The 22,065-nt window shown below is 68.9% G+C and carries 19 protein-coding genes; 17 read left to right on the plus strand and 2 right to left on the minus strand.

Annotated features, from left to right (window positions below; genetic code table 11):
• Positions 1-77 precede the first annotated feature (77 nt).
• The 11 genes from BOQ54_RS07250 (at position 78) to BOQ54_RS07305 (ending at position 15,991) form a co-directional block, all read left to right on the plus strand.
• Positions 78-680 carry an ANTAR domain-containing response regulator gene (locus BOQ54_RS07250; protein ID WP_071923614.1) on the plus strand — a complete coding sequence of 201 codons (603 nt, stop codon included), beginning with the start codon at positions 78-80 and terminating at the stop codon, positions 678-680.
• Positions 677-1,915, plus strand: a complete 1,239-nt coding sequence (locus BOQ54_RS07255; RefSeq protein WP_071923615.1) for an ABC transporter substrate-binding protein — start codon at positions 677-679, stop codon at positions 1,913-1,915. Before BOQ54_RS07250 ends, BOQ54_RS07255 begins: the two co-directional genes overlap by 4 nt.
• A gap of 494 nt (positions 1,916-2,409) precedes the next feature.
• The gene (locus BOQ54_RS07260; protein ID WP_063185677.1) at positions 2,410-3,720 is read left to right on the plus strand and encodes a CmpA/NrtA family ABC transporter substrate-binding protein; all 1,311 of its coding nucleotides are present in this window, start codon (positions 2,410-2,412) and stop codon (positions 3,718-3,720) included.
• Positions 3,721-3,773: 53 nt separating this feature from the next.
• Positions 3,774-4,670, plus strand: coding sequence for a nitrate ABC transporter permease (gene ntrB / locus BOQ54_RS07265; RefSeq protein ID WP_071923616.1), 897 nt, complete (start codon positions 3,774-3,776; stop codon positions 4,668-4,670).
• Between the two features lie 12 nt (positions 4,671-4,682).
• Positions 4,683-5,480 (plus strand): ABC transporter ATP-binding protein, encoded by a 798-nt coding sequence (locus BOQ54_RS07270; protein ID WP_071923617.1) that lies wholly within the window; start codon positions 4,683-4,685, stop codon positions 5,478-5,480.
• Between the two features lie 502 nt (positions 5,481-5,982).
• Positions 5,983-7,272 (plus strand): MFS transporter, encoded by a 1,290-nt coding sequence (locus BOQ54_RS07275; protein ID WP_071924425.1) that lies wholly within the window; start codon positions 5,983-5,985, stop codon positions 7,270-7,272.
• Between the two features lie 17 nt (positions 7,273-7,289).
• Positions 7,290-9,737: a nitrite reductase large subunit NirB gene (gene nirB / locus BOQ54_RS07280; RefSeq protein ID WP_071924426.1), complete on the plus strand. Its 2,448-nt coding sequence runs from the start codon at positions 7,290-7,292 to the stop codon at positions 9,735-9,737.
• A gap of 6 nt (positions 9,738-9,743) precedes the next feature.
• A complete protein-coding gene (nirD, locus tag BOQ54_RS07285) occupies positions 9,744-10,094 on the plus strand; it encodes a nitrite reductase small subunit NirD (protein ID WP_055460073.1) in 351 nt (116 codons plus the stop codon).
• A gap of 11 nt (positions 10,095-10,105) precedes the next feature.
• The gene (locus tag BOQ54_RS07290) at positions 10,106-12,778 is read left to right on the plus strand and encodes a nitrate reductase (protein WP_071923618.1); all 2,673 of its coding nucleotides are present in this window, start codon (positions 10,106-10,108) and stop codon (positions 12,776-12,778) included.
• Positions 12,750-14,243 (plus strand): siroheme synthase CysG, encoded by a 1,494-nt coding sequence (gene cysG / locus BOQ54_RS07295; protein ID WP_071923619.1) that lies wholly within the window; start codon positions 12,750-12,752, stop codon positions 14,241-14,243. Before BOQ54_RS07290 ends, cysG begins: the two co-directional genes overlap by 29 nt.
• Before the next feature lie 302 nt (positions 14,244-14,545).
• On the plus strand, positions 14,546-15,991 hold the full coding sequence (locus BOQ54_RS07305) for an MATE family efflux transporter (protein ID WP_055460070.1): 1,446 nt from the start codon (positions 14,546-14,548) through the stop codon (positions 15,989-15,991).
• Positions 15,992-16,067: 76 nt separating this feature from the next.
• Here BOQ54_RS07305 and BOQ54_RS07310 read toward each other — a convergent pair whose 3' ends face one another.
• Positions 16,068-16,802, minus strand: a complete 735-nt coding sequence (locus tag BOQ54_RS07310; RefSeq protein ID WP_055460069.1) for an SIMPL domain-containing protein — start codon at positions 16,800-16,802, stop codon at positions 16,068-16,070.
• A 167-nt stretch (positions 16,803-16,969) separates the two neighbouring features.
• On the opposite strand from BOQ54_RS07310, the gene BOQ54_RS07315 reads away from it, so the two are divergent.
• From BOQ54_RS07315 to BOQ54_RS20360, 4 genes are all read left to right on the plus strand, one after another.
• Positions 16,970-17,527, plus strand: a complete 558-nt coding sequence (locus BOQ54_RS07315; RefSeq protein WP_186438034.1) for a DUF2478 domain-containing protein — start codon at positions 16,970-16,972, stop codon at positions 17,525-17,527.
• Positions 17,521-18,474, plus strand: coding sequence for a formate dehydrogenase accessory sulfurtransferase FdhD (locus tag BOQ54_RS07320; RefSeq protein ID WP_245316316.1), 954 nt, complete (start codon positions 17,521-17,523; stop codon positions 18,472-18,474). Before BOQ54_RS07315 ends, BOQ54_RS07320 begins: the two co-directional genes overlap by 7 nt.
• A complete protein-coding gene (gene mobA / locus BOQ54_RS07325; RefSeq protein ID WP_055460067.1) occupies positions 18,467-19,099 on the plus strand; it encodes a molybdenum cofactor guanylyltransferase MobA in 633 nt (210 codons plus the stop codon). The genes BOQ54_RS07320 and mobA overlap by 8 nt, the downstream gene beginning before the upstream one ends.
• An 80-nt stretch (positions 19,100-19,179) precedes the next feature.
• Entirely contained in the window at positions 19,180-19,314 is a 135-nt protein-coding gene (locus BOQ54_RS20360; RefSeq protein ID WP_276200029.1) for a hypothetical protein, read from the plus strand.
• A 14-nt stretch (positions 19,315-19,328) separates the two neighbouring features.
• Here the strand turns inward: BOQ54_RS20360 and BOQ54_RS07330 are convergent, their stop codons facing one another.
• Positions 19,329-19,580: a sulfurtransferase TusA family protein gene (locus BOQ54_RS07330; RefSeq protein WP_063185695.1), complete on the minus strand. Its 252-nt coding sequence runs from the start codon at positions 19,578-19,580 to the stop codon at positions 19,329-19,331.
• 17 nt (positions 19,581-19,597) lie between these two features.
• Here BOQ54_RS07330 and BOQ54_RS07335 point away from each other — a divergent pair, with 17 nt between their 5' ends.
• Positions 19,598-20,917 carry a c-type cytochrome gene (locus BOQ54_RS07335; protein WP_245282538.1) on the plus strand — a complete coding sequence of 440 codons (1,320 nt, stop codon included), beginning with the start codon at positions 19,598-19,600 and terminating at the stop codon, positions 20,915-20,917.
• Between the two features lie 153 nt (positions 20,918-21,070).
• The gene (locus BOQ54_RS07340; protein WP_063185697.1) at positions 21,071-22,060 is read left to right on the plus strand and encodes an LLM class flavin-dependent oxidoreductase; all 990 of its coding nucleotides are present in this window, start codon (positions 21,071-21,073) and stop codon (positions 22,058-22,060) included.
• Positions 22,061-22,065: the final 5 nt, after the last annotated feature.

A 22,065-nucleotide genomic window follows, 5' to 3' on the forward strand; every position in this document is an offset into this window, starting at 1 on the left:
ACGCGAGCGGCAGGCGTGCCCGATCTTTTTGCAGCATGCCGCGTTGCACAAAACGGCGGCATGAGCATGATGCGGGCATGCCCCGTGCGTCGCTCGCCATTCTCGTGATCGATGAGAACCGCATCCGCGCCTCCATCATCGAGGCGGGGCTGCGCGAGGCCGGCCATGATAACGTCACCCTGGTGCATGACGTGACCGGCATCGCCCGCCGCATCGCCGAGATCAACCCCGACGTCATTGTCATCGACCTCGAGAACCCCAACCGCGACATGCTGGAGAACATGTTCCAGCTCTCGCGGGCCGTGAAGCGCCCCATCGCCATGTTCGTCGACCGCTCCGACCAGGCCTCCATCGAGGCGGCGGTCGAGGCCGGCGTATCGGCCTATGTCGTCGACGGGCTGAAGCAGGAGCGGGTCAAGCCCATCCTCGACATGGCCATCAGCCGCTTCAACGCCTTTGCCCGCCTGTCGCGGGAGCTGGAGGAAGCGCGCAGCGAACTCGCCGACCGAAAGCTGGTCGAGCGCGCCAAGGGCATCCTCATGAAGTCGCGCGGCATGACGGAGGAGGCGGCCTATGCGCTCCTGCGCAAGACGGCGATGAACCAGAACCGCAAGATCGCCGAGATCGCCCAGAGCCTCGTCACCGCCGCGGGGCTGCTCGAACCGGGAGACAAGGGATGAGCGAGGCGCCGCACGAGATCGCCGCCGGTTTCATGCCGCTGCTCGACAGTGCGCTCGTCGTGGCGGCGCACGAGAAGGGCTTCGCCGAGGCCGAGGGCGTCGCGCTCAAGCTGGTGCGCGAGACCTCCTGGGCCAATATCCGCGACAGGCTCGCGGTCGGCCATTTCCAGGTCGCGCATGTGCTCGCGCCGATGCCGATCGCCTGCAACCTCGGCCTGACGCCGCTCGCGGCGCGCTCCGTGGTGCCGATGGCGCTCGGCCTCGGCGGCAATGCCGTCACCGTCTCCAATGCCCTGTGGCAGGCGATGGCCGGGCACGGCGCCGTGCCGGACCTCGGCCCGCGCGCGGCAGGGGAGGCGCTGCGCGCCGTGGTCAGGGAGCGTGGCCGGCAGGGCCTGCCGCCGCTGCGCTTCGCCGTCGTCCACCCGCACTCCGGCCACAACTACGACCTGCGCTACTGGCTCGCCGCCTGCGGCATCGATCCCGACCGGGCGGTGGAGATCGTCATCCTGCCGCCGCCCTTGATGGCGGATGCGCTCGGCTCCGGCGTCGTCGACGGCTATTGCGTCGGCGAGCCGTGGAACACGGCGGCCGTGATGCTGGGCACGGGCCGCATCGCGACCGTGAAGGCGAAGATCTGGCGCTCCAGCCCCGAAAAGGTGCTCGCCGCCGACGCGCGCTGGGCCGAGGCCGCGCCCGAGGCGCTGGCGGCGCTGCTGCGCGCGCTCTATCGCGCGGCCGAGTGGTGCGCCGATCCGGCCAACGGGCAGGAACTCGCCGCCATTCTGTCCGCACCCGCCTATGTCGGCCGGCCGGCCGAATGGCTGATGCCGGCGCTCACGGGGCACCTCGCCATCGGACCCGATGCGGCAATGGAGGTCGAGGACTTCTTCGTGCCGCAGGCGCGGGGTGCCACCTTCCCGTGGAAGAGCCACGCGCTGTGGTTCTACAGCCAGATGGCGCGCTGGGGGCAGGTGCTTCACACGCCGGCGAATGCCGCCCTTGCGCGCGAGACCTACCGGCCCGATCTCTACCGCGCCGCGCTGAAGCCGCTCGGCGTCGCGCTGCCCGGCGCCAACGCCAAGGTGGAGGGCGCGCTGACGCGGCCAACCGCCGTCGGCTCGGCCGGCGCCAGCCTGATCCTCGGCCCCGACGGTTTTTTCGACGGCAGCCTGTTCGATCCTGACGATCTCGATGCCTATATCGCAGCGCAGGGGGCGGCCGAGGCGGTGTGAGGGGCGGCTATGATACCAGTTGCCCTGATCGCGACCGTCATGCCCGCGCTTGTCTCGGGCATCCACGCCTTGCACGGTGAGCAAGATCAAAGGCGTGGATAGCCGGGACGAGCCCGACCATGACGGATTGCATGCGCCGGAAGGCAGCTGACTGCATTTTCAGCATCCTTGTGCGCTGCACAATAAAGGTGCGGTATGCTGCCGCGATCTGATCAAGCCTTGGTCGCTTGTCCACAGGTCTCTGTTCGCGCTTCCGAGACATAATCTATTGTGAAACAACGTAATTCTGGCGCATTGGGAACTTGGCACGCTTCCTGCGTTGCCTTTCCGTGAGGCCATAGGGCCCACATAGGGCGTCCAGCGTCGGGCGCTGCTGGCAAGGCTGCCGATCAGGGAAAGCGCGCGTCCGGGAGGGGGGCGCCTGTTCCTGGCCGGCGGCTTTTTTGTTGCGCAGCACACCGATCGCGGATGCCGCCTGCTCCAGAGGGGACGACATGAAACGGACGCAGACGACCACCCTTTCCATGGCTCCCGGGCGCCGCGCCTTCCTGAAGGGGGCTGGCGCCACCGCGACCTTCCTCGCCGCCAAGGCGCTGCTGCCGGCCGGCGCCCATGCCGCCGGCTCGGGCCCGGAGGTCGCCGGCGCGCGCCTCGGCTACATTGCGCTCACCGATTCCGCCCCGCTCATCATCGCCAAGGAGAAGGGCTTCTTCGCCAAATACGAGGTGCCGGACGTCGCCATCGAGAAACAGGCATCCTGGGGCGCGACGCGCGACAACATGGCGCTCGGCGGCGGCGCAGGCGGCATCGACGGCGGCCACATCCTGAGGCCGAAGGTCCACCTCTATTCCTCCGGCGCCGTGATGCAGAACGGCCAGAAGCTGCCGATGTACACGCTCCTCAACCTCAACGAGGACTGTCAGGGCATCTCCGTCGCGCAGGAATATGCCGAGACGGGCGTGAAGCTCGATTCCGGCGCCTTGAAGGAGGCTTTCGCCAGGAAGAAGGCGTCCGGCAAGGACGTGACGGCCGCCATGACCTTCCCCGGCGGCACGCACGACCTGTGGATCCGCTACTGGCTCGCCGCCGGCGGCATCGACCCGGACAAGGACCTCAACCTCATCGTCGTGCCGCCGCCGCAGATGGTGGCCAACATGAAGGTGGGCAACATGGACTGCTTCTGCGTCGGCGAGCCGTGGAACGAGCAGCTCGTCAACCAGAAGATCGGCTTCACCGCGGCGACCACGGGCGAGATCTGGTTCCGGCACCCCGAAAAGGTGCTCGGCATGCGCGCCGACTGGGTGGACAAGCATCCCAAGGCGACCCTTGCCATCCTGATGGCGGTGATGGAAGCCCAGCAGTGGTGCGAGAAACAGGAGAACAAGCAGGAGATGGCCGAGATCATCGGCCGTCGGCAATGGTACAACGTGCCCGTCAAGGACATCGTTGGCCGCATCAAGGGGGACATCAACTACGGCAACGGCCGCACCGTCGCCGGCTCCGACCTGCGCATGAAGTTCTGGGGCGAGAAGGGCGAGACGTCCTATCCCTGGAAGAGCCTCGACACCTGGTTCATGATCGAGAACATCCGCTGGGGCAAGTTCCCCGCGTCGGTCGACGTCAAGGCCATGGTCGACGCCACCAATCGCTCGGACCTGTGGCTCGCGGCCGCCAAGGGCCTCGGCCTCGCCGACCTGCCGGCCGGCGACAGTCGCGGCGTGGAAAAGTTCTTCGACGGCAAGACCTTCGATCCCGAGAACCCCTCCGCCTATCTCGACAGCCTCGCCATCAAGGCCGTCTCGTGAAAGCCGGCCGGCGGCCCGCGCCGGCCCCTTCCGCCAAAACGAGGGCAAGCCCCATGACATTGCCGTCCATCAAGGGCGATGCGATCGCCGCATTCCCCGCCGAGCGCCAGAAGGCGACGGTGGTGACGCTTCCGCCCGCCGTGCCCCGCAGGTTCGATATCACCGCTCTTGCCACGCGGCTCGCACAATCCATCGTACCGCCCCTCGTCGTCCTCCTCGTTCTCCTTGCCGTGTGGCAGGTGGCCTTCTCGGGCCCCGGGTCGTCGCTGCCGCCACCGAGCGAGATCTGGAACGAGAGCCGCGACCTGATCCTCGCCCCGTTCTTCGTCAACGGCACGCAGGACATCGGCCTCGGCTGGCGCGTCATCGTCTCGCTGGAGCGGGTCGCCATCGGCTTCGGCCTCGCCGCGGTGGCGGGCGTGCTGCTCGGCGCGCTCGTCGGACAGTCGGTGTGGATGATGCGCGGGCTCGATCCGATCTTCCAGGTACTGCGCACGGTGCCGCCGCTTGCTTGGCTGCCGATCTCGCTCGCCGCTTTCATGGATTCGCGGCCATCGGCGATCTTCGTCATCTTCATCACGGCCATCTGGCCGGTGATCATCAACACCGCCGCCGGCGTGCGCAACATCCCCGAGGACTATCGCAACGTCGCTCGCGTGCTGCGCCTCAACCAGGTGGAGTTCTTCTTCAAGATCATGGTGCCGGCGGCCGCGCCCTACATCTTCTCGGGGCTCCGGATCGGCGTCGGCCTCTCTTGGCTCGCCATCGTCGCGGCCGAGATGCTGACCGGCGGCGTCGGCATCGGCTTCTTCATCTGGGATGCATGGAATTCCTCGCGCCTCACCGACATCATCGTGGCGCTCGTCTACATCGGCCTCGTCGGCTTCCTGCTCGACCGGCTGGTCGGTTTCGTCGGCGTCATCGTCACCCGCGGCCCCGCGGCCAGCTGAGGGAGAAGACCCATGAGCGGCTATCTCAAGCTCGACTACATCGGCAAGAGCTTCTCGCGCGGCAGCAAGGTGAGCGAGGTCCTGCGCGACATCCGCCTCACTATCGACGAAGGCGAGTTCGTCTCCATCATCGGCCATTCCGGCTGCGGCAAGTCGACCCTGCTCAACCTCGTCGCCGGGCTGACGCCGGTCTCCTCCGGCGCCGTGCTCCTGGAGAACAGGGAGGTCAATGCGCCGGGGCCGGACCGCGCCGTCGTCTTCCAGAACCACTCGCTGCTGCCGTGGCTCAGCGTCTACGGCAACGTGGCGCTCGCCGTCACGAAGGTCTTCCGCGGCCGGAAGAGCAAGGCCGAGCGGCACGCGTGGATCATGGAGAACCTCGACCTCGTGCAGATGGCCCATGCGGCCGACAAGCGGCCGGGCGAGATCTCCGGCGGCATGAAGCAGCGCGTGGGCATCGCCCGGGCGCTCGCCATGGAGCCGAAGATCCTGCTGCTCGACGAGCCCTTCGGCGCGCTCGACGCGCTGACCCGCGCCCATCTGCAGGACCAGATGATGGATATCCACGCCCGGCTCGGCAACACGATGATCATGATCACGCACGACGTCGACGAGGCCGTGCTCCTCTCGGACCGCATCGTGATGATGACCAACGGGCCGGCCGCCACCATCGGCGAGGTGCTCACCGTGCCGCTGCCCCGCCCGCGCGAGCGGCTGGCGCTCGCCTCCGACCGCACCTACCTGCGCTGCCGCGAAGCGGTGCTGAAGTTCCTCTACGAGCGCCATCGCTTCGTGGAGGCGGCGGCGTAGGAGCAGCGGGACGTCTCCAATCTCCGCCTTCTGCAGGGGAGGGTAGGGGTTTGGGTGGTCAGCATGCAGGAGGCCGTGTCCTTGCGTCCTGCCCCCCACCCCCAACCCCTCCCCGCGAGGGGGAGGGAAGTAATCGCGCTCCTTGTAGCAAGGCACGCGCCGGGCCGGACGCGTTGTGCGCTGCACAAGAAATGGGCGGATTGCTGCGCCGCTCAGCAATTCGGCAGGGCAGGGCAGAGGCTGCCAAAGCGCCGACAAAGCGCTCCAACGCATTGTAACAACTAAAAAATTCGCCTCCTTCCTTTGAGTTGGCACGCCTCGTGCAAGAAAGAGGGCGAAGGCCGTAACGGCCGACATAGGGCGTCCAAGGGCGGGCGCCGCAGGCAAAGCTGCCGATCGGGTGAACCCGCGCTTCCGCCGGAGGAGGTGCGTGCGGCCCCGGCCGGCGGCTTTTTTGTTTTGCTTTTCCCATCGCGGCCGCGAGCCGCCAACGGAGCCGATGATGACCGCACCCCACCAAGCTGCGCCCGGCAAGGACGAAGCGACGCGGGCTCTCGCCATGTCCACCATCGCCTTCACCATCTGCTTTGCGGTGTGGACGATCTTTTCCATCATCGCCGTGCGCATCAAGGACGAGCTCGGCCTCTCCGAAACCCAGTTCGGGCTGCTCGTGGGCACGCCCATCCTCACCGGCTCGCTTGTGCGCGTGGCGCTCGGCGTATGGACGGACCGCTACGGCGGCCGCCTCGTCTACACCGCCACCATGCTGGCGGCGGCCATCGCCACCGTCCTCCTTGCCTTCGCCCAGACCTATCCGCAGATGCTGGCCGCGGCACTGGGCGTCGGCCTCGCGGGTGGAGCTTTCGCAGTCGGTGTCGCCTATGTGGCGCGTTTCTACCCGGCGGAGCGGCAGGGCACGGCGCTCGGCATCTTCGGCGTCGGCAATGTCGGCGCCGCGGTCACCAAGTTCGTCGCGCCCCTCATCCTCATCGCCTGGGGCTGGCAGGCGGTGGCGCTCATCTGGGCGGCGGTGCTCGTCGTCATGGCACTCGTCTTCTGGTTCACCACCGAGGACGATCCCGTCATCAAGGCGCGCCGCGCCGGCCTCGCCCCTGCCCCGAAGAGCTTCTGGTCGGAGTTCGCGCCGCTGAAGAACGTGCAGGTGTGGCGCTTCGCCCTCTACTACTTCTTCGTCTTCGGCGCCTTCGTCGCGCTCGCCCTGTGGCTGCCGCGCTACCTCATCGGCGTCTACGGCTTCGACATCAAGACGGCCGGCATCGTCGGCGCCGCTTATTCGATCCCAGCCAGCATCTTCCGCGCCTATGGCGGCGCCCTGTCCGACCGCATCGGCGCCCGCGCCGTCATGTACCGCACCTTCGCCGTCTCGGCGCTCGCCACGCTCGTCCTGTCGCTGCCGACGGGCGACTACGTGCTGCGCGGCATCAACGGGCCGGTCGCGCTCCATGTCGAGGTCGGGCCCGTGCTCTTCATCGCCGTCGCCTTCGTCCTCGGCTTCGTCATGAGCCTCGGCAAGGCGGCGGTCTACAAGCACATCCCGGTCTACTACCCGCAGAACGTCGGCGCGGTCGGCGGTCTCGTCGGCATGATCGGCGGGCTCGGCGGCTTCGTCCTGCCGATCGCCTTCGGCGCGCTCAATGATCTCACCGGCCTGTGGTCGAGCTGCTTCATGCTGCTCTTCGCCATCGTCGCCGTCTCCTTCGTGTGGATGCACGTTGCCATCCGCCGCATGGAACGCCGCGCCGCCGGCGGCCTCGGCTACGCCGCCCAATGAACAACGGATTGACGGACATGACCCAGAAACTCGTCGTCGTCGGCGCCGGCATGGCCTCGGGCCGTGCGCTGGAACATCTCTTCGAAGCAGCTCCCGAAGCCTTCGACGTCACGCTGTTCGGCGCCGAGCCGCGCGGCAACTACAACCGCATCATGCTCTCGCCCGTTCTGGCGGGAGAGAAGACCTACGGCGACATCGTCACTCACGACGCCGCCTGGTATGCCGCGAACGGCGTCACCTGCCGCTTCGGCGAGACGGTCACGAAGATCGACCGCAAGCGCAAGGTCGTCGTCTCCAAGGGCGGCGAGACGCCTTACGACAAGCTGCTCATCGCCACCGGCTCGGCGCCCTTCATCATTCCCGTGGCCGGCAAGGATCTGCCCGGCGTCATGGCCTTCCGCGACCTCGACGACGTCAACGCCATGGTGGAGGCCGCGCGCAAGCCCGGCGCCAGGGCGGTCGTCATCGGCGGCGGCCTGCTCGGCCTTGAGGCTGCAGCGGCGCTCAGGCTGCGCGGCATGGAGGTCACGGTGCTGCACCTCATGGGCCATCTCATGGAGCGGCAGCTCGACCCCGCCGCCGGCTATCTCCTGAAGAAGGAACTGGAGAGTCGCGGCATCAAGGTCCACGTCAAGGCGCAGACCAAGGCGATCCTTGGTGAGGAGAAAGTGGAGGCCGTGCTTCTGGAGGACGGAACCGTCTACCCCGCCGACATTGTGGTCATGGCCGTCGGCATACGCCCCGAGACGCGCATCGCCGTCGATGCCGGCCTCCATGTGGAGCGGGGCATCGTTGTCAGCGACCAGATGGTCACCTCGGACCCGGACATCCTCGCTGTCGGCGAATGCGTCGAGCATGAGGGCGTCTGCTACGGCCTCGTCGCACCGCTGTATGACATGGCCCGCGTCGTCGCCAAGACGCTGGTCAAGGAGGATGCCGCGTTCCGCCCCGTCGAGACGGCGACACAGCTCAAGGTCACCGGCATCAACCTCTATTCGGCCGGCGACTTCGCGGACGGCGACGACCGCGAGGAGATCGTGCTGCGCGACGCCTCGGCCGGCGTCTACAAGCGCCTCGTCCTGAAGCAGAACCGCATCATCGGCGCAGTGATGTATGGTGAAACGTCCGACGGGGCGTGGTTCTTCGACATGCTGCGCAAGGGGACGGACATCGCCGAGATGCGCGAGACGCTCATCTTCGGCCAGGCCTACCAGGGAGGGTCTCCGCTGGACCCTACGGCGGCCGTTGCAGCCTTGCCGGATGATGCGGAGATCTGCGGCTGCAACGGCGTGTGCAAGGGCAAGATCGTCTCGGCGATCACGAGCAAGGGCCTGACGTCGCTCGACGACGTCCGCGCCCACACCAAGGCCTCCGCCTCCTGCGGCTCCTGCACCGGCCTCGTCGAGCAGGTGATGAAGCTGACGCTCGGCGACAGCTACAACCCGGCCGCCGTGCAGCCCATGTGCACCTGCACCGACCTCGGCCACGACGACGTGCGCCGCCTCATCAAGGCCAAGGGGCTCAAGACCATCCCCGCCGTGATGCAGGAACTGGAGTGGAAGACCTCCTGCGGCTGCGCCAAGTGCCGGCCGGCGCTCAACTACTATCTCGTCTGCGACTGGCCCGACGAATATGCCGACGACTACCAGTCGCGCTTCATCAACGAGCGCGTCCACGCCAACATCCAGAAGGACGGCACCTATTCGGTCGTGCCGCGCATGTGGGGCGGCGTGACCAATGCCGCCGAGCTCCGGGCCATCGCCGATGTGGTGGACAAGTTCAAGATCCCGGCGGTGAAGGTCACCGGCGGCCAGCGCATCGACATGCTGGGGGTGAAGAAGGAGGACCTGCCGGAGGTCTGGGCCGATCTCGGCAAGGCCGGCTTCGTCTCCGGCCACGCCTATGCCAAGGGCCTGAGGACGGTGAAGACCTGCGTCGGCTCCGACTGGTGCCGCTTCGGCACGCAGGATTCGACCGGTCTCGGCATCCGCATCGAGAAGTTCATGTGGGGCTCGTGGACGCCGGCCAAGGTCAAGATGGCCGTCTCCGGCTGCCCGAGGAATTGCGCCGAGGCAACCTGCAAGGACGTCGGCGTCATCTGCGTCGACTCAGGCTTCGAGATCCACTTCGCCGGCGCCGCAGGGCTCGACATCAAGGGCACCGAGAAGCTCGGCCTCGTCGCCACCGAGGACGAGGCGCTCGAGGTCATCGTGGCCCTCACCCAGATGTACCGCGAGCAGGCGCGCTATCTCGAGCGTATCTACAAGTGGGCCAAGCGCGTCGGCTACGACGAGGTCCGACGCCAGATCCTCGACGACAAGGACAGGCGCAAGGCCTATTTCGACCGTTTCGTCTTCTCCCAGAAGTTCGCCCAGGTCGACCCGTGGTCGGAGCGCGTCTCCGGCAAGGACAAGCACGAGTTCAAGCCGATGGCGAGCGTCGGCTTTGCAGAAGCCGCGGAGTGAAAGGCGATGAGCGACTGGGTTGAAATCGGCCGGCTGTCCGACATTCCGCGGCGCGGCGCGCGCTGCGTCGATACGCCGATCGGCCGCATCGCGGTCTTCCGCACGGCGGCGGACGAGGTCTATGCCATCGAGGATCGGTGTCCGCACAAGGGCGGCCCCCTGAGCCAGGGCATCGTCCACGGGGCGCAGGTCACCTGCCCGCTGCACAACTGGGTATTTTCGCTCGAGACCGGCCTCGCTCAGGGCGCCGACGAGGGCGCCGTGCGGACCTTCCCGCTGAAGCGCGACGGCGAGCGCATCCTGATGGACGCTTCGGCCATCCTGGCGGCGGCCTCCGCCCGCATCGCGGCCGAATAGGGCAGGCGGCGATGGAGGAAACCGTCCCGACCATCACGAAGACGACCTGCCCCTATTGCGGGGTGGGCTGCGGCATCCTCGCCACGGTCGGTGCGGACGGTACCCTTGCCGTCCGCGGCGATCCCGACCACCCCGCCAATTTCGGCCGGCTGTGCTCCAAGGGTTCGGCGCTTGCCGAGACCGTCGACCTCGAAGGCCGCCTGCTCTTTCCCGAAATCGACGGCCGCAGGGCCGGGTGGGACGAGGCGCTCGACCGGGTGGCCGAGACCTTCTCGCGCACCATCGCCGAGCACGGACCGGATTCCGTCGCCTTCTACGTCTCGGGCCAGCTCCTGAACGAGGATTACTACGTCGTCAACAAGCTGATGAAGGGCTTCATCGGCACGGCCAACATCGACACCAACTCGCGCCTGTGCATGGCCTCCTCGGTCGCGGGCCACCGCCGCGCCTTCGGCTCCGACACGGTGCCGGGCAGCTACCGGGACCTCGAGCTTGCCGACCTCGTCGTCCTCGTCGGCTCCAACCTCGCCTGGTGCCACCCGGTGCTGTACCAGCGCCTCGCCGCCGCCAAGGCCGAGCGGCCTGAGATGAAGGTCATTGTCGTCGATCCGCGCCGCACCATGACGGCCGATATCGCCGACCAGCACCTCGCCATTGCGCCCGACGGCGATGTCGCGCTCTTCAACGGTCTTCTCGCCCATCTCGCCGAGGCAGGTGAGCTCGACGAGAACTACATCGCCGAACACACGACCGGCTTCGCCGAAGCGCTGGCCGCCGCCTGGCGCCTCGACATGGACGGCATCGCCGCCGAGACGGGCCTCGACCGGGCGAGCATCGCGGAATTCTACCGGCTCTTCGCGGCGACGGAGAAGGTCGTCACCGTCTACAGCCAGGGCGTCAACCAGTCGTCGGTTGGCACCGACAAGGTGAGCGCCATCATCAACTGCCACCTCGCCACCGGCCGCATCGGCCGGCCCGGCATGGGGCCCTTCTCCGTGACCGGCCAGCCCAACGCCATGGGCGGGCGTGAGGTCGGCGGGCTCGCCAACATGCTGGCGGCCCATATGGACATCGACAATGCGGCCGATCGCGAGCGTATGCAGCGCTTCTGGAGGGCACCGGTCATCACCTCTGCGCCGGGCCTCAAGGCCGTCGACATGTTCCGCGCCGTCGCTGACGGGCGCATCAAGGCGCTGTGGATCATGGCCACCAACCCGGTCGATTCCATGCCGGACGGTGACATGGTCGAAACCGCGATCCGGGCCTGCCCCTTTGTCGTCGTTTCCGACGTGGTCGGCGAAACCGACACGGTGCGCCACGCCCATGTGAAGCTGCCAGCCGCCGCCTGGGGCGAGAAGGACGGCACGGTGACCAATTCCGAGCGCCGCATGTCGCGCCAGCGCCCGTTCCTGCCCCGGCCGGGGGAGGCGAAGCCCGACTGGTGGATCGTCACGGAAGTGGCACGCCGCATGGGTTTTGCCGAGGCCTTTCCCTATGCCTCGCCGGCCGAGATCTTCGCCGAGCACGCGGCGCTCTCCGCCTTCGAGAACCATGGCACGCGCGACTTCGACATCGGCGCCCATGCCGGCATCGATGCCGCCGGGTTCGATGCGCTCGCGCCCTTCCAGTGGCCGGCGCGGGCCGGCGAGACGCCGGCCGATGACATCCGTTTCTTCGCCGAGGGCGGCTTCTTCACGCCGGATCGCAAGGCCCGGCTCGTGCCCGTCACCACGACGGCGCCCGCGCGGACGAGCGAAGGCTTCCCCCTCGTGCTCAACACCGGCCGCGTGCGCGACCAGTGGCACACGATGACGCGAACCGGCAAGAGCCAGCGCCTCTCGCAGCATCTCGCCGAGCCCTTCGTCGAGATCCACCCTACCGATGCGGCGACATACGGCATTGCCGATGCCGATCTCGTGCGCGTCACCTCTGCCCGCGGCGCCATCGTCGTCAGGGCGCTGCTGACGAGCCGCCAGCGCGAGGGCTCGATCTTCGTGCCCATGCACTGGACCGACCAGTTCGCCGCCGACGGCCGTGTTGATCGCCTCGTGCCGCCCATAATCGATTCGACCTCCGGCCAGCCGGCGCTGAAGCACGTCGCCGTCCGCATCGCACGCTTCACCGCCGCGGCCTACGGCTTCGCCGTGCTCACCGGGAAGCCCAAGCGCATTGCCGCCGATTACTGGGCCATCGCCCGCTGCGAAGGGGGCTGGCGCGTTGAACTCGCCTTCGCCAACGCTGTGGCGGACTGGCCGGCGGTGGCGGACGCCATCCTGCCCGGGGTACCTGATGCCGACACCCTGTCCTTCCAGGATGCGGTCGCCGCCCGCCGACGCTTTGCGCGCTTCGTCGGCGAGCGCCTCATCGGCGCGCTTTATCTCGCAGCCGAGCCGGTCGCCGTGCCGCGCGACTGGGCCGTCGAGCAGCTGTCGCAGGCCCATGCCGACCAGCGGGCGCGCCTCGCCGTTCTCGCCGGCCGGCCGGGCAAGGGCGGTGAGGACAAGGGGGCCATCGTCTGCTCGTGCTTCGGCGTCGGCGTGAGGCAGATCGCGGGCGCCGTCGTCGCCGGCTGCCACACGGTGGAGGCCGTGGGCGATGCCCTGCTAGCGGGCACCAATTGCGGCTCTTGCCGCGCGGAGATCAGGAGCATCATCCATGCGCATCGTCTCCAGGCAGCCGAGTGAGCGGGCACCGGGCGAGCGCGCTCCCGCGCGGATCGCACCGCTCAGCGTCTTGCCGGTCTTCCTCGACCTCGCCGGCAAGCGCGCGATCGTCGCTGGCGGCGGCGACGCTGCGGCCTGGAAGACGGAGCTGCTGGTCGCCGCCGGCGCCGAGGTGCATGTCTATGCTCCGCGCGAAGAGCTGAGCGGGGAGTTCTCTCGCCTTCTCGCCACGGCGGACCTGCCTGGACGGCTTGTCCACCACGACGCCCGTTGGGAGGCGGCGGCCTTCTCCGGCGCCGCGGTCGCCGTCGCCGACGCGGAGGGGGACGCGGAGGCGGCCGCCTTCCGGGCTGCCTCGCTCGGGGCCGGCGTGCCGTGCAACGTCATCGACAAGCCGGCCTTCTGCACCTTCCAGTTCGGCACCATCGTCAACCGCTCCCCGCTTGTCGTCGGTATCTCGACAAGCGGCGCCGCACCCGTGCTGGGGCAGGCTGTGCGCCGGCGCATCGAGGCGCTGCTGCCCGCCTGGCTCGCCGACTGGGCGCGCCTTGCCGCGGACATGCGCGAGCGCGTGATGGCGCGCCTCGGCCCCGGCGCCCGGCGCCGCGCCTTCTGGGAGGCCTTCGTCGACCGTGCCTTCCGCGCGGCACCCGGAGGCGACGACGCCGGCGCGCTGGAGGCCGAGGCGGGCCGCATCGCGCGGGGCGAACGCCATGGCTGCGGTCACGTCACCTTCGTCGGTGCGGGCCCCGGCGATGCCGAGCTTCTGACCATCAAGGCCGTGCGCGCCCTGCAGGCGGCCGACGTGATTCTCTTCGACGATCTCGTCTCCGAGGACGTGCTGGAACTCGCCCGCCGCGAGGCCAAGCGCATCCTCGTCGGCAAGCGCGGCGGCCGGCCGAGCTGCAGGCAGGACGAGATCAACGCCATGATGCTGACGCTTGCCCGCGCCGGAAAGCACGTGGTGCGCCTCAAGTCCGGCGACCCGATGATCTTCGGCCGGGCGGGGGAGGAGATCGACAGTTTGCGCCGGGAAGGCATCGCCTTCGACGTCGTGCCCGGCATCACCGCCGGCATCGCCATGGCCGCCGCACTCGGCGTGTCGCTGACGCACCGCGATCACGCCAAGTCCGTCCGCTTCGTCACCGGCCATTCGCGCCACGGCGGCCTGCCGGAGGACGTCGACTGGCGCGCCATCGCCGATCCTTCCGCCACCACCGTCTTCTACATGGGCGGCCGCACGGCCGCGCACATTGCGGCCCGGCTCATGGATTATCGCATGGCGGCGGAGACGCCCGTGGCGCTCGCCGAGGCGCTCGGCCGCCCGGAGGAGGTGCTCACCCGCTGCCGCCTCGCCGACCTGCCGGCGCGCATGGCCGAGCGGGATGAAAGGCAGCCGCTCGTCATCGGGATTGGCGCGGTCTTCGCCGAGGCGAGGACGGCCGCCTTGGGCGAGGGCCGGCCGGCGGTGGCTTCAGCCGGTTGAGAACACGCGAACGCATGAGAGCGTGGTGGAGCGCCATTCCCCTTCCCCCGCTTGCGGTGGGAGGGGTTTAGGGTGGGGGGCGATGCCGCTGGCCCGATGCGTCCAGTCGCAGTCGCCAAACACGATCGAACCGCCGGCCGGCGGCACTGCCCCCCATTCCAGCCTTGCCCACCAGGTCGTGGAGGGAGAGGACGGCACGCACGGGTCCTTGCAGCAGGATCAAAGCCATCCCCCCATTTTCGCTGCCTACTTTTGCGGCAACAGCATGGGCGAACGGGCATTTTACCTATAGATTGCCCGCCATGACGCAGAACGACACCGCGGAGAACGCCGCGCCGAGCGCGTGGGCGAAGGAGTGGCGCGCCACCTTGGCGCTGGCTTGGCCGCTCGTGCTCACCAATCTCGCCCAGACCGCGATGGGCACGACGGACGTGATCATGCTCGGCTGGCTGGGGGCCGAGTCGCTCGCAGCCGGGGCGCTCGGCTTCAACCTCTATTTCGCCATGCTCATCTTCGCCATCGGCATCGTCACGGCGACCGCGCCGATGATCGCGCGCGAGATCGGCCGGCGATCCTACGAGGTGCGGCAGGTGCGCCGCACCGTGCGGCAGGGGCTGTGGGTGTCGGCCGCCATCGCTCTGCCGATCTGGCTTCTGCTCTGGCAGGGGGAGGCCATCCTTCTCGCCATGGGGCAGAAGCCGGACCTTGCGGCGGCAGCCGGCACCTATCTGCACGCCCTGCAATGGGCAGTGCTGCCGTTCTGCGGCTATGTCGTGCTGCGCTCGTTCCTGTCGGCGCTGCAGCGGCCCATGTGGGCGCTGGCGGTGAGCATCGCGGCCAATCTCTTCAACATCCTTGCCAACTGGTGCCTCATCTTCGGCAATCTCGGCTTCCCCGCTCTGGGGCTGACGGGCGCCGGCGTGGCCACGACGGCGTCGAGCCTCTTCCTCTTTGCCGGGCTCGTCATCGCCATCGCGCTCGACCGCCGGCTGAGGCGCTATGCCCTCTTCGGCCGCTTCTGGCGGCCGGACTGGTCGCGCTTCACGGAGATTTGGCGCATCGGCCTGCCCATCGGCGCCACCTTCGCCTTCGAGGTCACCATCTTCAACGCCGCCGTGTTCCTCATGGGGCTCATCGGCACGGCCTCGCTCGCCGCCCATTCCATCGCCATCCAGATTGCCTCGCTCACCTTCATGGTGCCGCTCGGCATCGGGCAGGCGGTGACGGTCAGGGTCGGCCGCGCCTTCGGCGCCGAGGACAGGCAGGGCGTGCGCGTCGCCGGCTGGACGGGCTTCGTCATGGCCATCGCCTTCATGGCGACGATGGCCTTCTTCATGCTGGTGACGCCGCAGCTGCTCGTCAGCGCCTTCCTCGATGTCCGGGCGCCGGAGAATACAGAGGTGGTCGCGCTGGCCGTCTCGTTCCTGGCCTTGGCCGGTCTCTTCCAGATCTTCGACGGGGCACAGGCCGTGGGCGCGGGCATGCTGCGCGGCCTGCAGGACACCCGCGTGCCCATGGTCTATGCGGCGCTCGGCTATTGGGGCATAGGCCTGCCGCTCGGCGCCGCGCTCGCCTTCCGCGGCGGCCTCGACGGTGTCGGCATCTGGATCGGCCTCGCCGCCGGCCTCGCCGTCGTGGCCGCTCTCATGCTGGTCCGCTGGCTGCGGCGCGAAAGACTCGGGCTCCTCGCCTTCGATGCTGGTCGGCCAGCGGCCGCGCCGGCCGATTGCGTGCCCGGCAGCGCATGAAGAAAGCGGCTGGGCGGCCGGCCGCTTCCTCATTCATGATCCGCAGGCGCGATGGCGGAAGATCGGTGTCCTTCCCTTAATCCGCCAGTTCCCAGGTAAGCCGCACCTGGGCGCGCAGCGTCTGCTCGCCTGCTTCCACGGGCACGGCCTTGGCTTCGGCAAAATCCATCGATCTTGCCATCATCATCGGCCGGGGCGGCATCTGCATGCTGGTTTCGTCAATCTCGATGAGGCGGCCAAGCTTGGCGCCAGCGGCCTGCACGTACAGCGCGGCCTTGCGCTTGGCGTCCTCCACGGCGGCGGCACGCGCCTTGTCGATAAGGACCGCCGGCTCGGCGACGTCGAAGGAGAGCCCGCCCATCTGGTTGGCGCCGGTGGTGACGGCGGCGTCGAGCACCGTGCCGAGCTTGGCGAGCTCGCGCACACGCACGATCACCTGGTTGCGCACCTCGTAGCCATCGATGCGCGGCGGCTGGGTCGAACCGTCCTTCGGCTCGGGATAGACGTAGCGCGGCTGCACCGAGAAGCCGTCGGTCATGATGTCCTTGGCGGCGATGCCGGCCTTCTTGAAGGCCTCGATGACGCCCGCCATCGCCTCGGTATTGGCGTCGAGCGCTTCACGAGCGGTCGACGCCGAAGTGACGACGCCGGATGTGAGCGTCGCCATGTTGGGGACCGCATTGACGGTTCCTTCGCCGACGATGGTGATGCGTCCTGGCGCGCGCTCGGCAGCCGTCTCAGCCGCGGGGGCCGAGGTGGCGGCGGTCGCGACAAGGGCGGCGACGAGGACGGTACGACGAAGATCGATCATTTTCCGTTGGTTCCTGCAATCAATCGGCGCAGTTGCTTCACCATGCAACTGTGACCGAGATGAGACCGCGGCCGGCTGGCTGGCACGGGCAGCCTTTTCTCCCCTCGCCCGACTGCCTAGATTGTCGGGGCGGGCGGCACAATAGAATGGTGCCGTGGAGTATGCCAATGCAACCGGCCATCGGCGTCGTCGTCTATCAATCGCAGCACCTCGTCGACGGCCTGCTCGTCGCGCTGAGCCGGCGCCTCCGGCAACGCGGCCTGCGCCTCGCCGGTCTCGTGCAGCACAACGAGGACGATGCCTGCACCGCCTGCGGACACATGGCGCTCGAGGACCTCGCCACCGGCCGCCTCGTCCCCATCAGCGAGCAGCGCGGACGGGGCGCACGCGGCTGCCGGCTCGACGCGCAGGGTCTTGCGACCTCGGCCGGCCTTGCCGCGGCGGCCATCGGGTCGGACCGCGTTGACCTCGTCATCCTCAACAAGTTCGGCAAGGCGGAAGCCGAGGGCAGGGGTCTGCGCGACGAATTCGGACTCGCCGTCGGTCGCGGCCTGCCGACGCTCACGGCGGTCGGCGAGGCGCTGCTGCCGGCCTGGCGATCTTTCGCCGGCGAGGACTGGCAGGTTCTCGAGCCGTCGCTCGAGGCGCTCGAAGCGTGGTGCCTCGCGCAGGTCGCGGACGAGGCTCGCGCCGCCGAGAGGATCACCGGGGGGATTACATGGTAAACGGTCATCCGGGCAGCCTGGCGTCGCCGTCACGCGCTGACGAGAGCGAGGACCTCGCCTTCCTTGCCGATTACCTCGTGCGGCCCGATCCGCTCGACCCGCGCCTCGGCATCACGGTCGCCGGCGTCGACCAGGGCGGCGCCCCGGTCGAGACCCGCGTCGTCACCGAGCGGGCCCTGACGCTCTATCTCAACGCGCAGGAGATCGTCACCATGATGACGATCGGCGACCACCCGGAGCATCTTGCCGTCGGCTACCTGCTCAACCAGAACATGCTGAAGCCGGACGACGTGGTCACCGATGTCGATTACGACGCCGAGCTCGATGTCGTCGTGGTGCGCACCGAGCGCAAGACCAACTACGAGGACAAGCTGCGCAAGCGCACCCTGACGTCCGGCTGCGCCCAGGGCACCGCCTTCGGCGACCTGATGGACGTGATCGACGAGGCCCGCCTGCCGCATGCGGAGTTGCGCACGTCCTGGCTCTACGCGCTCACCCACAAGATCAACCGGACACCCTCGCTCTATCTTGCGGCGGGCGCCATACACGGCTGCGTTCTGTGCGAGCGCGACCGGCCGCTCGTCTATATGGAAGACGTCGGCCGCCACAATGCGGTGGACAAGGTTGCCGGCTACATGCACCGGCACGGCATCGATCCGGCGGACAAGATCTTCTACACGACGGGGCGCCTCACCTCCGAGATGGTCATCAAGACGGTGCGCATGGGCATTCCCGTCCTCGTCTCGCGCTCCGGCTTCACCGCCTGGGGCGTCGAGCTCGCCCGCAAGGCGGGGCTGACGCTCGTTGGCCGCGCGCGGGGCAAGCGTTTCATCGTCCTCTCGGGTGCCGAGCGTATCGTCTTCGATCAGGATCTTGCCTATGTGGCGGAGGAATCGGCGAAGCATCGGCGCAAGGGAGCAAGCGACAAGGAAGGCGCAGATGATTGAAACCTGCCCGCCAACCATCGGCGCGCTGCTCGCCGGCGGGCTCGCCCGGCGCATGGGCGGGGGCGACAAGCCGCTGCGCCATGTCGGCGGCCGTCCGATCCTCGACCATGTCGTCGAGCGCATGGCGCCGCAATGCGCCGGGCTGGTCATCAACGCCAATGGCGATCCGGCGCGCTTTGCGCCCTATGGCCTGCCGGTCGTTCCCGACGACGTGCCCGGCTTCGCCGGCCCGCTCGCCGGTATTCTCGCCGTGCTCGACCACGTGGCGGTGCGCCGGCGCGACGTGGAATGGATCGTCAGCGTCGCCGCGGACACGCCGTTCCTGCCGCCGGATCTCGTCGCGCGCCTCCATGCCGCGCGCCAGGAAGAGGGGGCGATGCTCGCCTGCGCCGCCTCCGGCGGGCGCACCCATCCGGTCGTCGGGCTTTGGCCGGTCGGCATCCGCGAGGATCTGCGCCGGGCGCTCGTTGGCGAGGGCGAGCGCAAGATCGACCGCTTCACGGCCCGCTTCCCGCTCGCCGTCGCCGAATGGCCGACGGAGCCGTTCGACGTTTTCTTCAACGCCAACGCGCCGGCAGATCTAGAAGCCGCCGAGGCGATCCTCGTTCACGCACGCCTGAGTTGACGGGGCGCGCTTTCGCACGCACCCTCCTCAGGCGATGCAGGGAACAGGAAGATTGGGTGGAGACATTGGGGGAGGGAGCAATGCGCGCATTCATCGTTGCCGTGGTCGTCGCCATCGTCGTCGCGGTGGGTGCCGATTTCGTCCTGTCCGATCTGCAGAAGCCCGTTGACGTGGCCTTCACGACGAGCGGCGTGCGCCTCGGTGACATTCACTGAGCGGGACGCGCTTCTTAGGCCTTGCGGATGGAGAAGAGGAGGTTGTCGCCGCGCCTTTCCTGCGCCTCGAGCATGTCTCCCGTCTCGCGCACCAGGTTCGGGATGTCGATGGCGGCCATCGGATCCGTGCATTCGACGACGAGGAGCATGCCCGCCTTGAGGCTGCGCAGGGCCTTGCGGGTGTGAAGGGCGGGCAGGGGGCATTTGAGGCCGCGCAGGTCGAGCGTTTGTCCGGCGGTCGCATCATGGCTGGTCTCGTCGCTCATGGGGAGGCGTCCCTTCGATGATTCGCCCGGATCATGCACCGCGCCGCTTCGCCCGGGCAATGCGGGGCCTCGCCGCGCTGTTCCTCACGCTCTCCCTGACCGGTGCCCCCGAGGCGCAGGAACTGCGCGGCCACGGCGGCCCGGTGCGGGCGATCGCTGTCGATCCCGCAGGAGAGGTGGCGCTGACCGGGAGCTTCGATACCTCGGCCATCCGCTGGCGGCTGGCCTCCGGCGTGGCGGAAGCGGTGCTGCGCGCCCACGACGGCTCGGTCAACGCGGCCGTGGCGCTTGGAGAGGGACGCTTCGCCACGGGCGGCGAGGACGGGCGCATCGCGATCTGGCCGGCCGCAGGCCGCACGCCCGAGCGCGTGATCGTGGCACACGAGGCGCCAATCGTCGCGCTCACGGCCGGTCCGGATGGCACCTTCGCGTCGGCGGCCTGGGACGGCACGGCGGCGCTCTGGTCGCCGCAGGGCGAGGAGCGGCGGCGCCTCCGGGGCCATCAGGGCAACGTCAACGGCGTCGCCTTCATGCCCGCGGGTGGGCTCGTCACCTCCGGCTATGACGCGACGCTGCGCCTGTGGCCGCAGGATCCCGCGCGGCCGCCCGTCGTCGTGACCTTGCCGACGCCGCTCAACGGCGTCGTCGTCGCCCCCGATGGCGAGATCGTCGTCGCGGGGGCCGACGGCAAGCTGCATTTCGTCTCGGCGGCGGGGGAGGTGCTCGGCGAGCGCGAGGTGGGCCCGACGCCCCTCATCGCCCTCGCCTTGTCGCCGGACGGTAAGCGCGTCGCCGCCGGTGGCATCCGCGGTGACGTCGCCATCATCGAGCGCAGCACCCGGGCGGTGGTCGCGACGCTCGTCGGGCCGGGGCTGCCGGTGTGGTCGCTCGCCTTCTCGCCCGACGGCGGCGAGATCTTTTCGGGCGGCGGCGACCGGATGGTCCGCCGCTGGGACGCGCGCACGGGCGAGCATATCGGTGCCGTCATTCCGCAGGCGGGAGAGGATCCGCTCGCGGCTTTCTCCGGCGAGCGCGGGGCCGAGGTCTTCCGCGCCTGCGCCGCCTGCCACACGCTGACCCCGGACGGCGGCAACCGGGCCGGCCCGACGCTCTACGGCATCTTCGGCCGGCGCATCGCCTCCGCGCCCGGCTACGACTATTCGCCGGCACTCAGGGCCCTGAGCATCGTCTGGTCGGGCCAGACCATCGCCCGCCTCTTCGAGATCGGCCCCAATGCCTATCTCCCCGGCACCAAGATGCCGGAGCAGCGGGTGACGAGCGAGGCAGACCGACAGGCGCTGGTGGACTTCCTGAGGAAGGCCACTGCGCCGCGCTGAACGCCCGTTGCATCGCTGCAACCTGCCGCCGCTATTCTTCCGAAAGGTGCGCCGGGCGCATGGCTCGGCGCCGGGGCCGGGCGCGTCTGGCGGTTCCGCCTCGTCCGCGGGCTCCCCATCTGGCCCGCACAACGGCTCGACGGGGATGACGACATGGTTGCACTTTCGATTCTCGATCTCGTCCGCATCACGGAGGAGACGAATGCGCGCGGCGCGCTCGACAACGCCCGCGACCTTGCGCGCCACGCGGAGGGCTTTGGCTACCGCCGCATCTGGGTGGCGGAGCACCACAACATGCCGGGCATCGCGAGCGCGGCGACCTCCGTCGTCATCGCCCATATCGCCGCCGGCACCAGCACCATCCGCGTCGGTGCAGGCGGCATCATGCTGCCCAACCATTCGCCGCTCGTCATCGCCGAGCAGTTCGGCACGCTCGAGGCCCTGTTCCCCGGCCGCATCGACCTCGGCGTCGGCCGGGCGCCGGGCACTGACCAGCGCACCCTGCGCGCCTTGCGCCGTTCCCCGGCCAGCGCCGATACCTTCCCGCAGGATGTCGTGGAACTGCAGGCGCTTCTCGGTCCGCCCGCGCCGGACCAGATGATCCGCGCCGTGCCGGGGGCGGGATCGAACGTGCCGATCTGGATCCTCGGCTCCAGCATGTTCGGCGCGATGCTCGCTGCCGAACTCGGCCTGCCCTATGCCTTCGCCTCGCATTTCGCGCCCGAGATGCTGCTGCCGGCGCTCGAGGCCTATCGCTCCCGCTTCAAGCCCTCCGCCCAGCTCGCGCGGCCCCATGCCATGGTGGGCGTCAACATCATCGCCGCGCCGAGCGATGTGGAGGCCCGCCGCCTCGCCACCACCCAGCAGATGTCCTTCGCCAACATCTTCCGCGGCGCGCGCGGGCTGAGCCGCCCGCCGATCGACGACATCGAGACCTACTGGACGCCCATGGAGAAGGCGCAGGCCATGCGCATGCTGGCCCGCTCGATCGTCGGCTCGCCGCAGACCGTCCGCGAGGGCATTGCGGCGCTCGTCGCCGAGACCGCCGCCGACGAACTGATCGTCGTCTCCGACGTCTACGACCATGCGGCGCGGCTCAGGTCCTTCGAGCTCATCGCCGCCGCGGCGCAGGACCCGCGCTGACGCCG

Source organism: Chelatococcus daeguensis, assembly GCF_001887265.1.
GTDB lineage: Bacteria > Pseudomonadota > Alphaproteobacteria > Rhizobiales > Beijerinckiaceae > Chelatococcus_A > Chelatococcus_A sambhunathii.